The organism is Shewanella canadensis (assembly GCF_003966225.1).
Lineage (GTDB): Bacteria > Pseudomonadota > Gammaproteobacteria > Enterobacterales > Shewanellaceae > Shewanella > Shewanella canadensis.
The window spans coordinates 395183-416900 of sequence record NZ_RXNU01000004.1 but is presented as its reverse complement, the minus strand read 5'-3'; the positions used below and the strand labels follow the sequence as shown (position 1 = coordinate 416900).

Below are 21718 nucleotides of genomic sequence, written 5' to 3'. Positions count from 1 at the left end.
CTAGATACGCTCGATATCCCGTGTACCAAACAGGCCATAGGGTTTAAACCAGAGGATCACTAACAGCACGTAAAACGGCGCTATGTCATACATGTTGCCTATGTGTAAGTACTGACTGTCGAAGAACTCGGCAACGTTCTCTAGAACGCCGATGATCACACCGCCCACGATGGCACCCACGATGGAGTCTAATCCACCCAATATCACCGCCGGGAACACCTTGATACCGATGGCAGACAATGAGTCTGATACCCCGTTAACCATGCCTATCACCACGCCCGCCGTTGCCGAAACCGTGGCCGCAATGCCCCAACTCATGGCGAAGACCTGCTTAACCGAGATCCCCAGGCTCTGAGCCACCTGCTGATCGAACGCCGTCGCCCGCATCGCCAGACCATGCTTTGAGTATTTAAAGAAGAAGAAGAAACCCACCATGATGCACAGGGCTATGATGGTGCTCATCAGATAAGCCAGTTCAACGTTGAGGCCAAAGATCGAGATTGAGTGAGTATCGAAGACCTTGGGATAGCTCTGCGGTGAAACGCCAAATATCCATTTCGTTAATGACTGAAAAAATATCGACAGGCCGATCGTCACCATGATGACCGAGATAATGGGCTCACCTATCATGGGGCGCAGGACTATCATCTGTAGCAACACACCAAACAGGGCCATAAAACAGAGAGTTAGCACAAAACCAACTACGAATGGCAGCTCCATATAGACTAGGAACGCCCAACACACCCAAGCCCCCACCAGCAGGAACTCTCCCTGGGCGAAGTTAACAATCTGAGTCGATTTATAGACCAAGACAAAACACATGCCCACAACGCCATACAAGAGGCCGACAATCAGGCCGTTGATGATGAGTTGCAGTAGTAATTCAAAATTCATGACGCTCTCCTTTGCTCTATTTCTGTCTCGGATACGCTTGTCGTCTCGATAACCGATGCCACCTTAAGCTGGGTCTGAATTCGGGACTTACTGCCATCCTGGAAGGTGATCACAGTATCGATATCCACATGAGGTGCATCGTTATAAATAGATGAGATGATGTCGCCATACTTATCGGCTATCACACCACGCCTGACCTTGCGGGTACGGGTTAACTCGCCATCATCGGCATCGAGCTCCTTATAGAGCAGGATAAATTTACTGATCTTCTGGGCATCCGGTAGTGACTGATTCACTATCTCAATCTCCTCAGACAACTTTTCATAGACTTCGGGCAGCGATGACAGGTTGGTGTAGTTGGTAAAGGCGAGGCCGCGTTGCTCGGCCCACTTAGATACGATACTGAAACGTATGCATAAGATGGCCGACAGATAGGGTTTCTCTTTGCCAAGGATCACCGCCTCTCCGATAAAGGAGGAGAACTTAAGCTTGTTCTCTATATATTGAGGTGAGTACTGAATACCTTGGCTCGTTTTGGCCAGATCTTTAATTCTGTCGATAACCACAAGGTGCCCCGACGGCTTAAAATAGCCCGCATCTCCCGTATGCATCCATCCCTGTTTCACGTCTTCGTCAAACGCCTCCTGATCACCCAGGTAGCCATTGAACATGCCTAAGGTTTTGGCGATCACCTCGCCCACCCCTTCACGGTCACAATTGATAACCTTGACCTCGGCGCTATCGAAAGCGACACCGACGCTGTCATAATCCACATCGTCTTCCTGATGAATCGTGTATGCCCCACACATCTCGGTCTGACCATAGAGTTGACGCAGTGGTACACCGATACTCTGGAAGAACCTGAAGGTATCCGGGCCCATGGCGGCGCCACCTGTCGCAGCGGATTTCAGGAATGAGAAACCGAGTCTGTCTCGCAGCGCCCTCATCAATATAAGATCGGCCAAACGGGACTTTCTCCCTTGCTGTAAACTTTTCTGCGCCCTGTTCATGGCGAAATTAAACAGCGCCTGCTTCAGACGGGAGGAGTCCATCATTCTCGCCTGCACGTCGGCCAATATGCCTTCCCATACTCTGGGGGCCAGCAGGACAAAGCTGGGGCCTATTTCACGCAGATCGGCCATCATGGTCTCCTGCTCTTCGACAAAGTTGACTATCTGCCTGGCGATCAGCGCCTGGCCCACCGTATACACCTGCTCCATGATCCAGGGAAGAGGCAATACGGAGACATAGTTGTCACCCGGCGCACGCGGATCGGCGCGCAAGTATGAGCAGCAGTGGTCGATAAACTTACTGCCTTGAAGCAGCACAATCTTTGGTTTCGAGGTGGTGCCGGAAGTGGTGCAGTAGATGGCGATATTCTCGGCCTTGCCCGCATCTACGAATGCATCGTAGAGCCTGGGCGTCTTTTTATCGATTCGCTGGCCCAACGCATAAATATCTTCGACGTTGATAAGCCGTGGGTCATCATATTTGCGCATGCCTCGTGGGTCGCAATAGACGATATATCTGACACTGGGGATACTATCTTCGAGCTCAAGTAGCTTGTCACACTGCTCCTCATCTTCGGCAATGACCACACTGGCATTGCTTCGGTTGAGAAGATAGGCCACCTCTTCGTGCAATGAGTCCTGATAGACCCCCAGAGAGAAGCAACTCATGGCATGAGCCGCAACTTCACCCCATACCCACTCGGGTCTGTTGTCTCCCAGCAGGGCTATGGTGCTGTTTGCTTCGATACCCATAGATGACAGGGCCAGGGTCATCCATTTCACCCGGTTGTGATAATCTAACCAGCTAAATTCACTCCAGATCCCGAACTCTTTCTCCCGCATGGCAATATCATCGGGCCAGAGTGTGGCGTTATGCCTGAGGATTTTTGGAAAAGTATCCATGTCGCCCATATCGAATCGATTGGATGACGCTTGGCTTGGCATATTCATTAGCCCACCTCCTGTAACTGCTCGTTTTCTTCTAATCCAAGGTAAGCCTGTCTCACATGTTCATCTGCCATCACCTCATCGGGAAGACCACAGATGAGTTTCTTACCAAAATCCAACACCATGACCTGATGAGAGATATCCATCACCACGCCCATATCATGTTCAATCATGACCACTGTGATACCGAACTCTTCATTGAGATCGAGTATGTAGCGCGCCATGTCCTCCTTCTCTTCCAGGTTCATTCCGGCCATAGGTTCATCGAGCAAAATAAGTTTGGGCTTCAGGGCGATAGCGCGGGCCAGCTCGACGCGTTTACGCAGGCCATATGAAAGTGTACCTGCCATCGATTTACGCACATGGGAGATATCCAGAAAGTCGATGATCTCTTCAACTTGTCGGCGATGAGTCAGCTCCTCTTTTTGCGCCGGAGATGCCCAGTAGAGGGGGCCGGTTAACCAGTTATTCTTCATCAGGTGATGGCGGCCAACCATGATGTTGTCCAACACCGACATGTGACCAAAGAGGGCGAGATTCTGGAAGGTGCGGCCAATGCCCAGATCGGCCCTGTCATTGGGCCTTAAGTTGGTCACATCGGTGTTATCAAAATGAATGGCCCCTTTATTAGGGCGATAACGGCCGGAGATGCAGTTCAACATCGATGTTTTTCCCGCCCCGTTAGGGCCAATGATGGAAAAGACTTCGCCTTTGTTTACATCAAAGCTCACATCCGTCAGTGCCTTAACACCACCAAATGCGAGGGATATCTGGTCTATTTTCAGGATAGTTTCTGTCACACCCGTACTCCTTGAACTTAAGTTCCATTCATTAACGACACAATAGTGATGTCACAGTGCTGATTGACACTAGCCCTGTATCGCTTGAGAGAAGCAGGGTTAACTTTTGCCTGGCCACTCGCAATAGCGCTAGTCGTTCTTAAAGCGATGTATCTAAAAAGAGAGGTGGGTTGCCCCACCCCAAAATGGAGCGTTTAGAGTGCGTATCTCATCGATAGCTGTGCATAATCAGAGTCAACATTCTTATCGCCCATTTCAAAGTTGCCGACTTCAAATCCGACGGCAAGTTGGGGAGTCAAATTTTGGAACAGGTTGACACTCCATTGAGTGCGCTCTGCATCCGCAATATCGGTTTCTACACGGCCGTACAGGACGGTGCTTCTTAGGGTGTCGGTCCAGTAATGGCGGTATGCAGCAAGATAGGAGGTGGTACTTTCAACCTCCTCTCCGATAAGATCTGAGGCGGTACCTACGCCGACATAACGGCCCACTTCACCCTCATGGAATTGAAACCTGAAATCGTCTTTACCAAAGGTCTTGATACGGCCGGCTATCGAACCACCTAACGCCGTTTCACTATTGCCCATAGTCGTATTGAGACTGCGGCCCAATGCCGATACAGACACGTTGCCCCAGTCGCCCTTAATGTTGTAGCGAGCAATGACATCCGGGAGATCATCGTTGGCGGTATCGCCACCGACACTCTCAGGGTTTTCGATAGAGATCTGGAAATTACCGGCATCGAAACGCACCTGCCCTTGACGAATGAAGGCCAATCCTACGGTTGCCCCTGCAAAATCTGCGGTCTCAGGAATCGCACTGGTATTCATGAACGTGGTCCATGTCTGGCCTGCGGTGATCCCTTTGTATTTGATGAAAGCGTGACGAATACGGGGGTTGGCCGAGTTCGAGACCACCTGGTTACCGCCGCCTCCGAGAAAATCCATCTCGATAAAGCCGGTCACATCCCCATGAACATATTTGGTATTGAATCGCGACTCATTGGCAAAAATTCTGAACTGCGATGCGTCCTCAGAAAGCGGTGTACCCGTACCTATCCAAAAATCCCGATAGGCGACATCACCGCTGACATAACGTGCATCGACCTTGATGTAACCACCAAAGCTAATCTTGCCATCTTCACCCACTTCGAAGTCGTATCCCGCCATGGCTGAACTGGCGCAAACACACATGGAACCCGCTATCGCGATTTTTTTAATTTTAGAAATTAGCATCTTCTATCCCCTTTAATGTCTGCAGCCAAGATGGAGAATTCTCGACATTGACTCAATTGGGAATAGGTATTAGTGCAGCAGTCTTAATCCATAAGTCGCAAGACGAAGGGACTAAGACTTAAGTCGATAGTAATTAGAGATAAATAACCGTGGAAATATGATATGTTAAATTTTATAACAAACAGGTTTTTTGACTTCGTATCGATGGACAGAAACTCATAATAAGGTTCATTAAAGCGTATGTTTCCCAACTGGCTGTTAGTCACCATAAGTATCAGCTATATTGGCTTACTCTTCCTGATGGCTTTTCTGGGTGACAGGTACCGGGACAGGCTAGTTAATCGACAACACACGGTTATCTATGCGCTTTCTCTGGGAGTCTATTGCACCTCGTGGGGTTTTTTAGGGACCGCCGGGCAGGCGGCGAGTAACTCATTTTCATACCTGCCGGTGTATATTGCTCCCATACTGCTGTTTATTTTTGCCTGGCCATTTATTCAACGGCTGATACGCGTCAGCCTCAAGCTTAACATCACCTCTATCGCCGATCTGCTCGCGGCCCGATTTGGAAAATCACAACTGCTGGCCTTCATCGTGACCTTAGTCGCCCTGTTTGGCACCTTGCCCTATATCGCCCTGCAACTGAAAGCCATCGTGAACTCCTACGAGATCTTGCGCCAAGATCATCTCATGTCTTCGTGGCAGATAGGCGGCGTGGTGAGTGTTATTTTGGCAGGTTTTACCATCATCTTCGGGGTCAGGGCCATCGACGTCACCGAACGCCACCCGGGAATGATGTTAGCGATCGCCTTCGAGTCCTTCGTCAAGCTCATCGCCTACCTGACTGTCGGTATATTTGTCTCATTTTTTCTGTTCGACTCTCCACTGCAAATATGGAACTTAGCGAATGAGAGCTTACCGGCATCAACCGAGTTTAATTACCCGAATCTGGTCTCAATGTTTGGATTGCTCTTTATCGTCCTCTCCGCATTTCTCTGTCTGCCCCGACAATTTCAGGTACTCATCGTCGAATTAAAAGAGCAGAAACATGCCATATGGAGTCGCTGGACCTTCCCGATTTACATTTTAGTGTTCGCATTTTTCGCCACCCCGCTGGGACAGGCCGGTAACCTGCTCTATGGTGATTCACTCAAGAGTGATGCCTATGTGCTGTTTCTGCCAGCCTTCAATGGTCAGGCCTGGCTGGGGTTATTCAGTTTTCTGGGCGCTATTTCTGCGGCAAGCTCCATGGTCATCATCTCCACGATAGCCTTGAGCACCATGCTGAGTAATGAAGTGGTATTCCCGACCCTGTTTAAATTCAGCAATATTCAAAGTACCAACTTTCACCGCTTTCGCTCACACCTGTTGAGTATACGTAAGGCCCTGGTGTTGCTTGTCATCTTCTTAAGTTACGGTATGTTTTTACTGGCACCGCCTGACACGCTTGCCTCCTTAGGTGAAGTCGCATTCGGTGCCATAGCCCAGATAGGTCCGACCCTGTTTGCCGCCTTCTTGTGGCGAAGGGTGACGCTGGTCGGCGCTATCTTAGGGATCTCCAGTGGCTTCAGCCTCTGGCTTGTACTCAATATGCTCCCTCAACTGGGCTTTTACCCTCATCCACTGGCCGGCAGCGAATATTCGATGACGACCATGGCAACCCTGATAGGCCTGCTCGTCAACATCCTTATGCTGTGGTTGGTTTCACTGCTCACCAGGCAGAGCGTACATGAGCAGATGCAGAACGAGCACTTTATTCAGAGACCGGATATCGATAATTTGCCCTCCGGGATCCAAAAAAATATCAAACCTAAAGATCTCGAATTGCTGGTTGCTCGTTTCGTGGGTGAAGAGCGAGCCGAGCAAGGGTTCAGGGATTTTTTCAGCCAGCAAGAATCGCTCCCCTCAAACAAGAACAGCCATAATCAGGCACTTATTTTTTATACCGAAAACATGCTGGCGAGTGTGATGGGCTCGGCTTCTGCCCGTCTGGTGATCTCCTGCGCCCTTAATGGCCGGGACATAGCCATCAACGAGGTCGCGCAGCTTGTCGAAGATGCCTCCAGCCACAGAATGGAGTTCAGCCGTTCGGTACTTCACAGCGCCATCGAAAACGCCAGTGAAGGAATATCGGTAATAGATAGCGATCTTAAATTGGTTGCCTGGAATAAGCATTATCTGGAGCTGTTCGACTACCCGGATGACCTCATCTATATCGGCTGTCCGGTAAAGCAGCTCATCCAGTACAACCTGAGTCATGGGGGCAAGTTCAATAAGAATATCGGACAGAAAGTCGAACGACGACTGACGTTTTTACGTCAGGGTAGCCGCCATAGTACCGAGCGGGTCCAGGGCGATGGCAAGACCATTCGTATTGAAGGAAATCCCATTCCAGATGGCGGATTTGTGATGATCTTCTCGGACATTACCATGTACCGGGAAGCCGAAAAGTTACTGAAAGAGAAAAATCTTGATCTCGAAGCCCGGGTCTATGAACGCACCAGGAAACTGGAACAGGCGAACCTGAGTCTGGAGCAAACCAATGCAGAGCTTGCCGATGCGATTCAAAAAGTGGAGCAAGCCCACCAGAAGAAGAGTCAGTATCTGAAGGCCTGCAGCCACGATCTGCTGCAGCCTCTGTCTGCGGCGCGCCTGTTCTCCTCCGCTTTTGTACAGAGCAGTCAGCTATCTGAAAAACAGAAGCAGCAGATAGGTTACATCGATAACTCCCTTAAAGTGGCCAATGAGTTGCTGCTGGATCTCAATGAAATTTCTCGCATCGAGAGTGGCACCCTGGTTCCCGAAATTGAGCGTTTTCCACTTCAGGAGGTTTTAGACTCCATCGTCGATGAGTACGGCGCAATATCCGCAAGCGCTAATGTGGAGTTCCGTCATATCAATACCGGGATCTGGGTCTCAAGCGATAAGGTGATGCTAAGGCGAATTTTGCAAAATCTGATAAGTAATGCCTTCAGGTATGCCGGAGAGGGGAAAATTCTTCTGGGCTGTCGCCGACATGGCAGCAAACTCAAGATTCAAGTCGTAGATAATGGACCCGGGATCCCCCTGGATAAACAAGCGGTGATATTTGAACAATTTACCCGCCTACAGCCCTCCGGTCATCTGGGGGTCAACGGGCTAGGTCTGGGACTCAATATCGCTCAGGGACTGACCTCACTATTAAAGCAGCAGCTGACCCTCTCTTCTCGTGTCGGTCAAGGCAGTATCTTTAGTCTCACCTTAGATATCGCGGCGCCGATGGCCGCCCAGATAGAGAAGAGTGAAGCCGACATCTTAACTCTGCATGGCGTCAATGTGCTGTGTATCGACAATGACCCCAATGTGCTCGCCGGCATGACGGAGCTGCTCAGTGGCTGGAGATGTAAGGTCTACGGCGCAAACTCAGTGCAGCAGGCCAAGCGACAACTTGAGAAACACGCCAGTGAGATAGATATCATGCTAGTGGACTATCAACTCGATGACAGCCTGGATGGACTCACCCTGATGGAAGAGCTACAAGGGCTATCAGATCTGCCCCTGCCCGGTATATTAATCACCGCGACCATAGATGAGGCCGTGGTTCAGCAGGCGAAGGCGATGGGTTATGGCTACCTGCGTAAAATCATTAAGCCTATAGCATTGAGGGCATTAATGAGTGCGACACTGGCGCAAAGCTTACGCAAAAACTACTGCGCTTCGAGCGAGAAAGTGGCTTTATCCAGCTGAAGTTGACTCATGGCTATCACCGCCTGAGTACGGGTATGAACTCCCAACTTTAAAAATATCGCGCTGGCGTGAGCCTTGATAGTGGCTTCCGATAGCCCGAGATCGTAAGCGATCTGTTTATTTAACATTCCATCGGCAAACATCATTAAAATTCGATGTTGACGCGGTGAAAGGCTCATGATCTTACTGCTCATACTATCGGCTTCTACCGCATCAAAGTCGCTGCAACCTTCGGGTAGCCACTGCTTACCGGCTAGTACGCTCTGTATCGCCGCTAACATCATAGCTGCCGTAGTCGACTTGGGAATAAATCCTGCGGCCCCAAAAGACATGCTCTTGGACACGGTAACTTTATCTTCCTGACCCGAGATCACGATCACCCCCATCTGAGGAAAACAGTTTCGGATACTGATTAAGGTATTGAAACCATGAGCTTTAGGGATATTCAAATCGAGCAGCAATAGATCCGCATCATCATGCTCGGATAATAGCTGGTCTAACTCCACAATGGTTTCTGCTTCATAGAGGATCACATCGTCGAAATTAGGCGCTAATATATTGATTAAGGCTTGGCGAAACAGTGGATGGTCATCAGCTATTATTATTTTAAGTGGCTGCAAAATTGTTAACTCCTCGTTAATGAGCGAAATTCAGTCTAACGCAAACCCTGAGAATAACAACCGGGCGTAACGGGGATGATATTGATATCAAAATAGAACAACCCCATCTAATTACAATAAGATAGCTCAATATAAAAGACAAAAACTGCACACTTAGCGACATCGGCTATAGACTTATTAACTAGATCCTGAGTATCGAATCAGGCCTGTTTTATCGGCCTGGCTAGCTTTTTCAGCATTGATGGTGGCTTAGAAAAGGGTCCAACAACCTGAAAAGTGATTAAATTTCCCACAGCCACTTGTACATTAACAAAGTCTCACATATTCTGGATTGAGGTTACCATGATTTCAACACAACGGTTTTTCAACACAACGCATTGACTATTAGGAGATTACTTTGCCTGATAAAACAGCATTAGTTCTTGGCGGTGGTGGTGCGCGTGCGGCATATCAGGTCGGTGTGCTTAAAGCGATAGTGCAGTTCTACCCCAGAAATCATGGGATCCCATTTAAAATCATCTGTGGAACGTCGGCCGGGGCCATCAATGGCACCTCGATTGCGACCCATGCCTCCTGCTTCCACCTCGGCGTTCGAAAACTGGAATGGGTATGGCGTAATTTTCATACCGGTAAAATTTACAGCTCATCGGCGGTCGGTATCTTGGCCCATTTAAGCAGGATGTTACTGATGAGTATTCAGGAGGATAGGGTAAACACCAATGCGGGCAGCCTGTTTAATAGCGACCCCTTGCGAGTGCAACTCAATCAGCTGATCAATTTTGCTCGAATAGACAGAAATATTGCCAGCGGTGCACTTAACGCCCTCAGCATAGATGCTTCGTGCTATAACACGTCACGATCGATCACCTTTTTTCAAGCCAGTCGAGATATCAAGGAGTGGCACAGGGATAGACGAAGAGGACAAAGAACCCAGCTCAATACAGAGCACCTGCTGGCAAGCAGTGCCATCCCACTCATATTTCCTTCGATTAAGCTCAATCAGGGTTATTACGGAGACGGATCGGTGCACCAACTCGCGCCATTGAGCAGCCCTATTCACTTAGGGGCAAAAAAAATCATGGTGATCAACCTCGAGAGTCCGCATAAACAGATGCCCCAAGAGTTAGAGCATCACCCCAAAACCGCGACGATTACAGGTCACCTGCTCGATACCATCTTTTCAGACACGCTTAACAGCGATCTCGAACGGCTCGAGCGGGTCAACAACACCCTCTCCCTCATCCCCAAAGAGGATTGCGAAAAGCTCCCGCTGACTAATATTGAAACCTTAGTCATCAAACCCAGTGAGGATCTCAGTCAATTGGCTTCCCAGTATTATCATGAGATGCCCTTTGCGGTTAAGTCTATGCTGAGACCCTTAGGGATTAAGCAACAGACAGATTCGAGTATCGTCTCCTACCTGCTATTCGAAAAGGCTTACTGCAGTGCACTTATCGATTTAGGTTATCAGGATGCCATGTGTCAGATCGATGAGATCCGGGACTTTTTTGAGATAGATAAATAGCTCAGAATAAATATTCTGGAATAGATTGTTTGGAATAGTTAGCCCGGTCGATTCTTGTTGTAAACCGATAGCAGCAACTGATCTCAGAAACTGTTCAGCGCTATAGATCGGCGCGCCGGGCGATCAAACCAGCGGCGCTCTTACCCCACACCCGATATATCCTGCCACCGGGATGAAAACCATCCACCGCCATATCCTGACGTTCTAAGGCCTGTTCAATATTAACCAGCTCGCAGTCATCATCACCCAGGCTTAGCTCAGTGAGACGGATATTGAATGCCTTAGCCCTTTGTCCCAAACACCATCTCAATGGCTGCGGCAGGGCCGGAAATTGATTCATCGGAGGAACGCGGGTAAGTAAAATGTGCTTCACGGCAAATTGCGTCTTTAGCAGCTCAATCAAACTCTCTTGTTGCGCTATCCAGCGGCTCACCGATAACGGACTGAGCACATCGTTGACCCCTAAAGAGATTAACACCACATCAAACTCGCAGGGGTCTAACTGCTTCAGCGTGTGGATAAGATCCTCCGTTCTATTACCGGACTGAGCGACAAGCAGCCAGTCAACCCGATACTGTCTGGCAAGCTCACGCGTCAGACAACCGGACAAGGCCTGGGATTGAGTATCGACACCGACGCCGGCTGCAGCCGAATCGCCCACCACGAGCACCCTAAGTCGCCTCCCCTCACCAAGAGTACCGCCGCGGCCACCAGCGGCTTCCGGTAGCTTGGGCGTGACTCTACGCACATATCGCCCCTGTAATACCAACAAGGGCGCCAGCAAGATTAATATAAAATTGTGCAACATACCCCTTATTCCTATACCTATCTCTGCAACAGTGCAGATGTGCAACAAAAAGTGTTCAGCCTTCTCCATTATCTCCGAGACAACCACCGCGGCCACCGGCGGCTTCCGCTAATATTAAGGTGACTCTACGCACATATCGCCCCTGTAATACCAACAAGGGCGCTAGTATTATCAATAAAAATAGTGAAACATACTCATTCCGTAGCCCCGAGCTCCTAGCCCCTAGCCCCTAGCCTTGCAGCAAGAAATGCTCAGCCTTCTCTATTCGGCGCGGTTTACCGAGAATGATCAAGGTATCACCCGGGCGAATTTTCCAATCTAACTCCGGGCTTTCAACCTCTGAGCCTGAACGCCTCACGGCCCGGAGCTCGACCCTAAGTTTCTCCCAGGGAATGTCGGCCAAGGTCAATCCTACGGCGTTCGCTCCCTTCGGCAGCGCGACGGCGTGCAGGTGCTCAAGAGTGAAGTCGGTCTCGGATCCGGAAAAGAAACCATGAAGATACTGATAATGGTTTCGTCTCTCATATTCCAGTCGTTTTAAAATTCTCGTCAGCGGAACGCCGCACTGATACAGCACCTGAGAAACGAGCATCAAACTGCCCTCAAGCGTCTCGGGGATAACCTGGCTGGCTCCCGCAGCCTCCAGCTCTTCCATCCCGGTATCGTCACGGGTTCTGACCAATATTTTTGAATCCGGGGCCAGTTGACGACACAGGGGTAACACCTCCTCGAGGATCCGGCCATTACTAAAGGTCAATACAATCAGCTTTGCCTCCCGGATTTTGGCCTGTTTAAGAATGCTGCGATTACAGACATCGCCAAAATAAACCGGTTCCCCCGCTTTTCTCGCCTCCGATACTCGGGTGGGATCCAGATCAAGTACCAAAAATGGTACCGCTTCCGTTTTCATGAATCGGGCGATAGTTTGCCCGACGCGGCCATAGCCCAGGATTAATACCAGATCGTTTTCATGCTCTATATTCGGCTCAATGGCTGGCGGCTTCTCGGCTTTAGGTCTAACACCCTGCAGGTAACGAGCGACATCGACGCTGTGCCTCACCAACCAGGGAGCGACCGCCATTGACAGCACGGCCACCATAACCAGCTTAGTGCTTAGGGCGATATCGAGAAGTCGGTAATTAACCGCCAACGCCAACACCACGAAACTAAATTCCCCCACCTGAGCCAGACTCAAGGCCGTCGACATTGAGGTTCGAAATGATTCACGGGCGGCTCTTAACAAAGCGAAAATCACTAAGGCTTTGCCGAAAATCACGGCCACCAGCAAGATTAAGATCTGCCACCAGAACTGAAAAACGAGCGTGAAGTCGAGCAACATACCAATAGAGATAAAAAACAACCCCATCAGTAGATCACGAAATGGTCTGATATCCGCCTCAAGCTGCCGCTTATATTGGCTTTCTCCCAGCAACATACCTGCCATAAAGGCACCGAGCGCCATGGACAAACCCAGCCATTGAGTCAAGGCGCCGGTTAACAGCGCAACCACCAGGGTCGAGAGCATAAATAGCTCATTGGAGCGTGAGCGGGCAACTTCATCGAATAGACGCGGCAGGCCCCACTTACCGAAAGCCATCAAAGCAACGAAGGCCAAGACACCTTCAACCATGGCATAAGCTATGGTCTTCGCCGACAACACCTCTCCCCCAGAGGCCAGAAGTGGCAATAGAATTAATAGAGGAACAACGGCAAGATCTTGAAATAACAGGACACTGACAGAAAGCTCACCGTGACGCCGCCTTAACCAGCCTTGCTCATTGAGTAACTTAAGCACGATTGCCGTGGAAGAGAGTGCGATGGCCGAGCCGACCACGACAGATTCAACTAAGGTCAGTGATCCCAAAAATGAGATACCGGTGGCCAGTACCGTAGTCACGACAACTTGGGCGCTACCCAAGCCAAATACGGTGCGTCTCATCGCCCATAACCTGGGTAGAGAAAACTCCAGACCTAAACTGAACATGAGTAACACGACGCCGAGCTCGGCAACAGATTGCATCTGATGTTGACTAAACCAGTTGAAACCAGAGGGACCACTGATCACACCCGTGAGGAGGTAGGCCAAGATAGCAGGCAATCCTGCCCGTCTCAGCAGCGCAATTGAGATAATTGCCACCACAAGCATCAAAAGAATTTGAATAAGAAAACTGTGTTCCATTTAAATTTTGGCTCCAAGTCAAATAACTGACACATCATTTTTAGCACTGACTACAGAAAGATTAACTCAATGACAAATAAAGACAAATTTAATTAACAAAATATTAGGCATACTAATTGCTAGTAAACATTCAATTGAGAGGTTTCTTAACCTCAACAAGACTGGCATTGATGGAGTACTAATTATGGACTTTGGCCTAGCGACTGAGTTTTATCCCGAAGAGTATCAGTATCAACCTGAATTATACGGCGTTGATAATACTGAACTCGATTTAGTGGAAATTATTCAGCAACTACACGAAAGTTTAGATCCCAGGACAGTTTTTGCCTGTTTCGGCAAAGTCATGGGACAACATTTGCCTATACATGGTGTAAAGCTCAACTACAAACATTATCAGTTTAGTTGGGGAAGACCTCAGGGGCTAGTTATTAAGCAACAACAGGAATGCTCTGGTGAGACGGCAACCCTTCAATACAGCTTGAAGTCTCCGTTAACGCCGTCACAAGCACAGCGATTACAGTTACTGCAGACTCTTGTGCTTTTGCCACTGGTCAATGCAACCCAGTTCCATGAGATGTCTCAGCAGGCCATGTACGACTCTCTCACCAAGCTAGGTAATCGTCACTATTATATGGAGAGCCTGAAGAAAGCGATTGCTACAGCCGAGCGCTATAGTAACGATCTCTCATTAGTTGTACTTGATTTAGATAACTTCAAGAAGCTTAACGACCGTTATGGCCACCAATTTGGCGATAACGTGCTGTCTGAATTTGGCCAACTATTAACCAGTGCGATTCGCAATACCGATCAGGCATTTCGTATCGGTGGGGATGAATTTGTCGTCGTCGTGCGCGGGGACAAACAGGCCGCCAGCATCTTATGTGAACGGATATTATCCTCCATGTCATCGCTACCTTTGTTTGAGAAATATGAGATCCAAACCAGTTTAGGTGTCTCTCAATGGATAAACGGTGAGGTGCCATCGGCACTGTATGAACGCGCCGACAGGGCGCTGTATCGAGCCAAGGCGGCCGGACGACGATGTTTCAGGATTGACGGTGAGTAAAAGGGAACATTAAGTTACTAGTTCCTGGTTACGATTTTAAAGCTCAAACCAGCACTCGCATCCCGACACAAAAACGCCTTCTCAATCCAATAACCGACGGCGCAGACCAACACATTATTGTAAAAGATAAACGGCACCTTCTCTCGTTCCCAAGGAGGAATGCCAGACTCCTGCCATAACTTCTTAAGCTCCCGTCCCTTCTGCCTGTTATGGGGAGAGCACCGCGTGCTACCCGCAATGGCGAAACGAACAGAGACAAGCTCATCAATCTGCGGCAAACGAACCCTTTCGAATTGAGTTAACTTGCGAGCCTGTAACGATTTGATTTCTGAGACTGATAAGTACAGCTCAGCTTCACGATTACGTGTTTTAACGCCATCTCCTATCTCTGCGCAATCGGGTGATAGCAAGGAGGTTAAATCCCACTCGAATACCGATGCCTTTATTCGCTCAGCATGCTCAGCTTCAACAGAGGAGAGGTAAGCCCGCCCCCTGAAGCGCCTGACAAGGGTATCACCTAATCTGAGCTCGACCTTAGCATCGACTCTGGCATCGAGTAACTGATATAACACCTGCTCCAGTTGAACTTGCGATAATGGCGCAAAGCCAAGGTATTCGATATAGCCCCTGAGCAGCAAGAGCTGCCAATTGGCACCTTGTTCACTTAAGCCTGATAGTTCCAGAGCGGTGCCGCGGCCCTGGCTGACTGGCACAATATATGAAGGTAAGCGTTTACTCACCTCCTCGTCGATAACTGCCTGCTGCTGGGCACATAAGGCGGCACTTCGACTTGCCGTCACGGCAATGGAACTCCAGCGGGCCTTAAGCTTGGGGATGATCTCCAGACGTAAGAAGTTACGATCGAACTTACTGTCTTGATTACTCTCATCTTCAATATGAGATATCGCCTGACTGGCTGCCAGCGCCTCAATCTGTTCGCGACTAATCGACAGTAGTGGCCTGAGCAGTTGTTTGTTTTTATCGAATGCCTGCACCTCACCCATGGCCGACAAGCCCTTAGGCCCCAGCCCTCGCTTGAGTGCAAGCAAAACGGTCTCTAATTGATCATCTAAGTGATGGGCGGTTAACAGGGCATCACCCGGTGCCATCAAGGAAGTTATCGCTTCGTAGCGGGCACTGCGGGCCTGAGCTTCAATACTGAGCCTGGGACCCATCTTTACCTTTACCTGTTTGATTTCGATAGGCAGGTGATATTTAACAGCCTGTGACTGACAATGACTAACCCAAGCATCGGCATTTAAGCTCAACCCATGATGGACATGCACCAACAGATAACGATATTGAGGATTGTGCCTGGCAAACCTGGCTAGGCCTTGCGCCAACACCTCTGAATCGACCCCGCCACTGTAAGCGAGTACTAACTGAGAGCCGGAGTCGACAGACGCCTTAGCGACACAGTCGGCGATTAAACTGCTGGCATCAAATTCCGGGGCTGGAGCGCGATTACTCATCTTAAAAAAGGATCCTCACCTTGCCGGCCCCCGTTAAGGTCTCCAACGCCAGCATCAACTCATCGGTCGGGTTTACACGCCAACTCTCACCAAGCCTGAACTGAGCCTTGGCTTGAGATTGCGCGTAATTAACGACCACGGGCACGGCACCATTTTTCCATGGTTCAACGGCTTCTTTAAATGTCTCCAACCAGGGCAGATCGATAACTTCTGCATCAATATCGACCTCGACACCCTTGGCAAAATGGCTTCTGGCCTCACCCATATCGATGATATTTCTGGCCGTCATACGGTTTCCACCGGAAAAATCGTCGAAGCTCACCTCACCTTCGATGATCAAGATGCGGTCTGTCTCCAGCAGATGATTAAACTTCTCGAACGCCTCGGTAAATAACATCACCTCTAAACGAGCACTCTTATCGTCAAGCGTCACAAGCCCCATCTTCGAGCCACGTTTAGTCATCATCACACGGGTCGCGACCACTAATCCCGCCGCCTTCATGGTCTTGCCCCGCTCGGTAGGGTGCACATCCTTGAGGCGTCCCGATGTGTAATGCTTTAACTCTTTCAGGTACTGATTTATCGGGTGGCCAGTCAGATACAGGCCTAATGTCTCCCGCTCGCCTTCCAACCACACCTTATCGGGCCAAGGTGCACATTCGACAAATTGCTGTTTCACATCTTCAGGATCGCTATTGAGCAGACCAAACATATCATGTTGGCCGATAGCTTCGGCTTTGGCATTTTGATCCGCCGCCCGAATCGCCTCGGGCAAAGTTGCTAGCATCGCTGCGCGATGAGGACCCAGATTATCCAGGGCTCCGGCACAGATCAGCTTTTCCATGATGCGTTTATTGAGTTTTTTCAGATCCACACGAGCACAAAAATCGAATAGGTCTTTAAATGGACCCTCTTTTCGAGCCGACAAAATTGACTCTACCGGCCCATCACCCACCCCTTTAATCGCGCCGATGCCGTAGACAATTTTCCCTTCATCATCGACGTTGAATTTTAGCAGCCCCTTGTTAACATCAGGCGGTAGCAGAGGCATACCCATGCGCTCACACTCATCGACTAAAATAACAATCTTATCTGTGTTATCCATATCGGCAGACATTACCGCCGCCATAAACTCAGCCGGATAATGGGTCTTCAACCAGAGAGTTTGGTAAGAGACCAGTGCATAAGCCGCCGAGTGAGACTTGTTAAACCCGTAACCCGCGAATTTCTCCACCAGGTCGAAGATCTTCATCGACAGTTCACCGTCGACACCGTTATTAATCGCGCCCTCTTCGAAGGTACCACGCTGCTTGGCCATCTCTTCGGGCTTTTTCTTACCCATAGCACGACGGAGCATATCCGCCCCACCCAGCGAGTATCCCGCGAGGACCTGAGCGATCTGCATCACCTGCTCTTGATAGAGGATAATACCGTAGGTGGGCTCGAGTACCCACTTGAGAGACTCATGTTGATACTCGGCATCCGGGAAAGATACTTCCTCTCGACCGTGCTTACGCTCGATAAAGTTATCTACCATGCCCGATTGCAACGGGCCGGGTCTGAATAGAGCCACCAGAGCGATCATATCTTCGAAACTATCCGGCTGTAGGCGTTTGATCAGATCTTTCATTCCCCGGGATTCCAGCTGGAATACCGCCGTCGTCTCATAACGCTGCAACAATCTGAAACTGGCAGGATCGTCCAGTGGAATCGACTCGATACGCACAGGATCTTTACCCAGCCTCTTCAGTTTGGGGTTGATCATCTGCAACGCCCAATCGATAATCGTCAGGGTTCTCAACCCCAAGAAGTCGAACTTGACCAGACCCGCGGTCTCGACATCGTTCTTATCGAATTGAGTAACCGGGTTATGCCCCTCAGAGTCACAATAAATTGGCGCAAAATCGGTAATGGTGGTGGGTGAGATAACCACACCACCGGCGTGCTTGCCCGCGTTACGGGTTACCCCTTCTAAGGTGCGGCACATGTCGATAAGGTCTTTCACCTCCTCATCGGCGTCGTATGACTCCTGCAGCGCAGGTTCCACCTCGAACGCCTTCGCCAGAGTCATACCGGGTTCGGCGGGTACCATTTTGGAGATCCGGTCGACAAAGCCATAGGGGTGGCCTAAGACACGTCCTACATCGCGAATAACCGCTTTTGCGGCCATAGTACCGAAGGTAATAATTTGAGATACCGCATCTCGGCCATAGAGCTCGGCCACATGGTCGATCACCTCATCTCGCCTATCCATACAGAAATCGATATCGAAATCCGGCATGGAAACACGTTCAGGGTTAAGGAATCGTTCGAATAACAGCTCATATTCCAAGGGGTCGAGATCGGTGATCTTGAGAGCGTATGCAACCAGAGACCCGGCACCAGAACCACGACCCGGACCGATGGGAATATCCTGATCTTTCCCCCACTGAATAAACTCCATCACGATGAGGAAGTAGCCGGGGAACCCCATCTGGTTAATCACCTTAAGCTCTATATCGAGACGCTTATCGTATTCCGGACGCTTCTCCGCCCTCACCTCTGGGTCGGGAAAGAGAAACTCTAATCGCTCTTCGAGCCCCTTCTCAGACACTTCGACCAGAAAGTCTTCAATGCTCAGCTCTCCTGTAGGGAAGTTAGGCAAGAAATACTCGCCGAGGCGCACGGTGACATTGCAGCGCTTAGCTATCTCAACCGTATTTTCAATCGCTTCCGGAATGTCTTCAAATAATTCACACATCTGTTCGCTACTCTTGAAATACTGCTCGGCACTGTATTTCTTCGGACGGCGAGGATCGGCCAGAGTAAAACCATCAGAGATAGCCACACGGATCTCATGGGCTTCAAATAGCTCAGGAGAATTAAAGACCACCTGATTGGTAGCCACCACAGGCAGCCCTTTCTCTTCAGCCAACTCAACTGCCATATGCAGGTAGCGCTCTTCATCGGGACGACCGGTACGCAATAGCTCCAGATAATATCTCTCGGCAAAGTGTGTCTGGTAAAACTCGATTAAGGATTCGACTTGAGGCTGGTTGCCTTTTAATAGCGCCTTACCGATATCGCCCTGCCTTCCTCCGGAGAGCAAGATAAGACCCTCACTGTATTTAGCCAACCACTCCTGGTCGATGACCGCCTTGTCGTTGATATGCCCTCTGAGATAGGCGTCGCTGATCAACAAGGTTAAGTTCTTATATCCGTCATTATTCATTGCCAGAACGGTAATGGCACAGAACTCTTTCTCGATCCCGGGTACCTGAACCCAAAAATCGGCACCGATTAGCGGCTTGATCCCGGCTCCGTGACAGGCGCCATAGAACTTAACTAAGCCACATAGGTTAGTCTGATCTGTCAATGCCACTGCTGGCATACCTAATTCGGTAACTTTCCCAATAATTGGTTTTACCTTTGCCAAACCATCTGACATAGAAAAGTCACTGTGAACACGCAGATGCACGAAACGGGGATCAGACATAGTACCTATATACTTATAAATTGGGGATAGCTTAGGACAGTAAATAGAGATTAACAGAGTCAATCTCACCTAGCTAGCTTGCAAATGAATGGAACAACATTAGATGAAAGCCGTTAAAGTTCGGGGACTAGCTCTGGTCAATGCGTTCTTTAACTGGCCTAAAACTCTTACGGTGCTCAGGAAGTACCCCATGCAATGCAAGGGCTTCGAAATGTGCTTTAGTTGGGTAGCCTTTGTGCTTAGCAAAACCGTATTGCGGATACTCCATATCGAGCAGATCCATCTCCCTATCGCGAATGACCTTGGCAATAATCGACGCGGCACTGATTGCAGCAATAAGCCCATCACCTTTTATCACAGCATGGGCTTCAATGGCTTTATCTGTTTGCTCACCATGATAAAAAGTAGGAGTGCGATTACCATCGACTAATACTGATAACGGTTTGATCTCTAACCCTGCCACAGCACGCTGCATTGCCAACATGGTCGCATGTAAAATATTAAGCTCATCTATCTCTTCAGGCGTAGCGTGACCCACGCTTATGCTCAGTGCCTTTTCATGTATCTCGGCAAAGAGGAGTTCACGCTTCTTTTCGGATAATTTCTTAGAATCATTCAGTCCATTAATAGGATTATTAGGATCTAAGATAACAGCAGCGGTAACCACATTCCCCACGAGTGGACCACGGCCAACTTCGTCTACTCCGGCGTGTATTTCACAACACAGACTCTCTATCTGCTCAGGCGTAATACCTTTAAAAACTGCCATATAATACCAAGTACCTTAAATATTAATATTACGAATTAATCAACGCAACCACAGCATCGGCTGCTCGTTCGCTGGCGTTACACCTTAACTTTTTATGTAACGCCATAAACTTGTCATGGAGCGGAGCGAAATCTTTATCTAACTGCTCGCAAACTGAATCAGCAATTAACTCTGGGGTACAGTTTTCCTGAATAAGCTCAGTGACCAGATCTTCCCCCGCCAGCAGATTAGGCAAAGAGAACTTATCTATCTGCATCATACGTATAGCAATGCTATATGTCATGGCGTTAACACGATATGCCACCACCATAGGACGCTTAACCAACATGGCTTCTAAGGTCGCTGTACCCGATGCTAATAAGATACAGTCAGCGGCCGCCATCACCTCCCGAGATTGTCCTTCGACTAAGGTTATCTCAAGATTGGGTGCATGGAGTTTCAGAGCCTCTTCAAATTGTGCCTGTCTCTTAGCATTAACCAGTGGCGTAACGAAGCGTATATCCGGGTACTTATCCTTGATAAGACTGGCCGCCTTAACGAAAGGCTCAGCCAGTTGCTTCAGTTCGCCGCCTCGGGAACCGGGGAGCACGGCTAAGTACTCAGCATCGGGATCCAGCCCCAACAATTTTCTGGCTGCGGCCTTGTCGCTAATCAAAGGAATGTCGTCGGCCAATGTATGTCCAACGAAAGTACAAGGGACATTGTGTTTATCGTAGAAGGCCTTTTCGAATGGCAGCAGAGATAGCACCATGTTGGTGGCTTTAGCTATCTTGAAGATGCGTTTAGGACGCCAGGCCCAGACTGAGGGGCTAACGTAGTGAACCGTTTTAATGCCACGATTTTTTAACTTTAACTCTAAGCCGATATTGAAATCCGGGGCATCGATACCGATAAAACACTCAGGTTCGATGGAGCAGATCTCATCGATCAAGGTTTTACGGACTTTCAATAGACGCGGTAAGCGAGAAAGTACTTCAACAATTCCCATTACCGCAAGCTCTTCGAATGAGAAGATAGACTCAAAACCCAGCGCTTCCATACGCGGCCCGCCAATACCGACAAAACGCGCATCAGGATATTGGTGTTGCAATGCTTTAATTAAGCCTGCGCCTAAGATATCTCCGGAAAGTTCTCCGGCAACCATGGCAAAAGTGGGGTGTGTTGTTTCACTCATAGGATCAGATCTTAGGT

14 protein-coding genes are annotated in these 21718 nt (G+C 49.3%); 3 read left to right on the top strand and 11 right to left on the bottom strand.

Annotation, left to right across the window (positions count from 1 at the left end):
* The 4 genes from EKG38_RS10210 to EKG38_RS10195 form a co-directional block, all read right to left on the bottom strand.
* Complete coding sequence (locus EKG38_RS10210) at positions 1–894, bottom strand: branched-chain amino acid ABC transporter permease (RefSeq protein ID WP_126520146.1); 894 nt, start codon at positions 892–894, stop codon at positions 1–3.
* Positions 891–2855, bottom strand: coding sequence for a long-chain fatty acid--CoA ligase (locus tag EKG38_RS10205; protein WP_126520145.1), 1965 nt, complete (start codon positions 2853–2855; stop codon positions 891–893). Before EKG38_RS10205 ends, EKG38_RS10210 begins: the two co-directional genes overlap by 4 nt.
* Positions 2855–3652: an ABC transporter ATP-binding protein gene (locus EKG38_RS10200; protein WP_126520144.1), complete on the bottom strand. Its 798-nt coding sequence runs from the start codon at positions 3650–3652 to the stop codon at positions 2855–2857. Before EKG38_RS10200 ends, EKG38_RS10205 begins: the two co-directional genes overlap by 1 nt.
* A gap of 194 nt (positions 3653–3846) precedes the next feature.
* A complete protein-coding gene (locus tag EKG38_RS10195; RefSeq protein ID WP_126520143.1) occupies positions 3847–4887 on the bottom strand; it encodes a DcaP family trimeric outer membrane transporter in 1041 nt (346 codons plus the stop codon).
* 240 nt (positions 4888–5127) lie between these two features.
* Here EKG38_RS10195 and EKG38_RS10190 point away from each other — a divergent pair, with 240 nt between their 5' ends.
* Complete coding sequence (locus EKG38_RS10190; RefSeq protein ID WP_126520142.1) at positions 5128–8613, top strand: hybrid sensor histidine kinase/response regulator; 3486 nt, start codon at positions 5128–5130, stop codon at positions 8611–8613.
* Here the strand turns inward: EKG38_RS10190 and EKG38_RS10185 are convergent.
* A complete protein-coding gene (locus tag EKG38_RS10185) occupies positions 8574–9236 on the bottom strand; it encodes a response regulator (protein ID WP_126520141.1) in 663 nt (220 codons plus the stop codon). The two genes, EKG38_RS10190 and EKG38_RS10185, sit on opposite strands and share 40 nt — an antisense overlap.
* 394 nt (positions 9237–9630) lie before the next feature.
* Here EKG38_RS10185 and EKG38_RS10180 point away from each other — a divergent pair, with 394 nt between their 5' ends.
* Positions 9631–10758, top strand: a complete 1128-nt coding sequence (locus EKG38_RS10180) for a patatin-like phospholipase family protein (protein ID WP_126520140.1) — start codon at positions 9631–9633, stop codon at positions 10756–10758.
* 100 nt (positions 10759–10858) lie between these two features.
* On the opposite strand, the gene EKG38_RS10175 is transcribed toward EKG38_RS10180, so the two are convergent.
* Both EKG38_RS10175 and EKG38_RS10165 read right to left on the bottom strand, forming a co-directional pair.
* Complete coding sequence (locus EKG38_RS10175; RefSeq protein WP_126520139.1) at positions 10859–11566, bottom strand: SGNH/GDSL hydrolase family protein; 708 nt, start codon at positions 11564–11566, stop codon at positions 10859–10861.
* A gap of 229 nt (positions 11567–11795) precedes the next feature.
* Positions 11796–13745 (bottom strand): monovalent cation:proton antiporter family protein, encoded by a 1950-nt coding sequence (locus EKG38_RS10165; protein ID WP_126520138.1) that lies wholly within the window; start codon positions 13743–13745, stop codon positions 11796–11798.
* Between the two features lie 184 nt (positions 13746–13929).
* On the opposite strand from EKG38_RS10165, the gene dgcS reads away from it, so the two are divergent.
* Positions 13930–14811, top strand: coding sequence for a diguanylate cyclase DgcS (gene dgcS, locus EKG38_RS10160; protein ID WP_126520137.1), 882 nt, complete (start codon positions 13930–13932; stop codon positions 14809–14811).
* 17 nt (positions 14812–14828) lie between these two features.
* Here dgcS and tilS read toward each other — a convergent pair whose 3' ends face one another.
* The 4 genes from tilS to lpxB all read right to left on the bottom strand — a co-directional run bounded on the left by tilS (position 14829) and on the right by lpxB (position 21701).
* Complete coding sequence (gene tilS, locus EKG38_RS10155; RefSeq protein WP_126520136.1) at positions 14829–16283, bottom strand: tRNA lysidine(34) synthetase TilS; 1455 nt, start codon at positions 16281–16283, stop codon at positions 14829–14831.
* A gap of 1 nt (position 16284) precedes the next feature.
* Positions 16285–19758 carry a DNA polymerase III subunit alpha gene (gene dnaE / locus EKG38_RS10150; protein ID WP_126520135.1) on the bottom strand — a complete coding sequence of 1158 codons (3474 nt, stop codon included), beginning with the start codon at positions 19756–19758 and terminating at the stop codon, positions 16285–16287.
* A 127-nt stretch (positions 19759–19885) separates the two neighbouring features.
* A complete protein-coding gene (gene rnhB / locus EKG38_RS10145; RefSeq protein ID WP_126520134.1) occupies positions 19886–20527 on the bottom strand; it encodes a ribonuclease HII in 642 nt (213 codons plus the stop codon).
* Positions 20528–20555: 28 nt separating this feature from the next.
* A complete protein-coding gene (lpxB, locus tag EKG38_RS10140) occupies positions 20556–21701 on the bottom strand; it encodes a lipid-A-disaccharide synthase (RefSeq protein ID WP_126520133.1) in 1146 nt (381 codons plus the stop codon).
* Positions 21702–21718 lie beyond the last annotated feature (17 nt).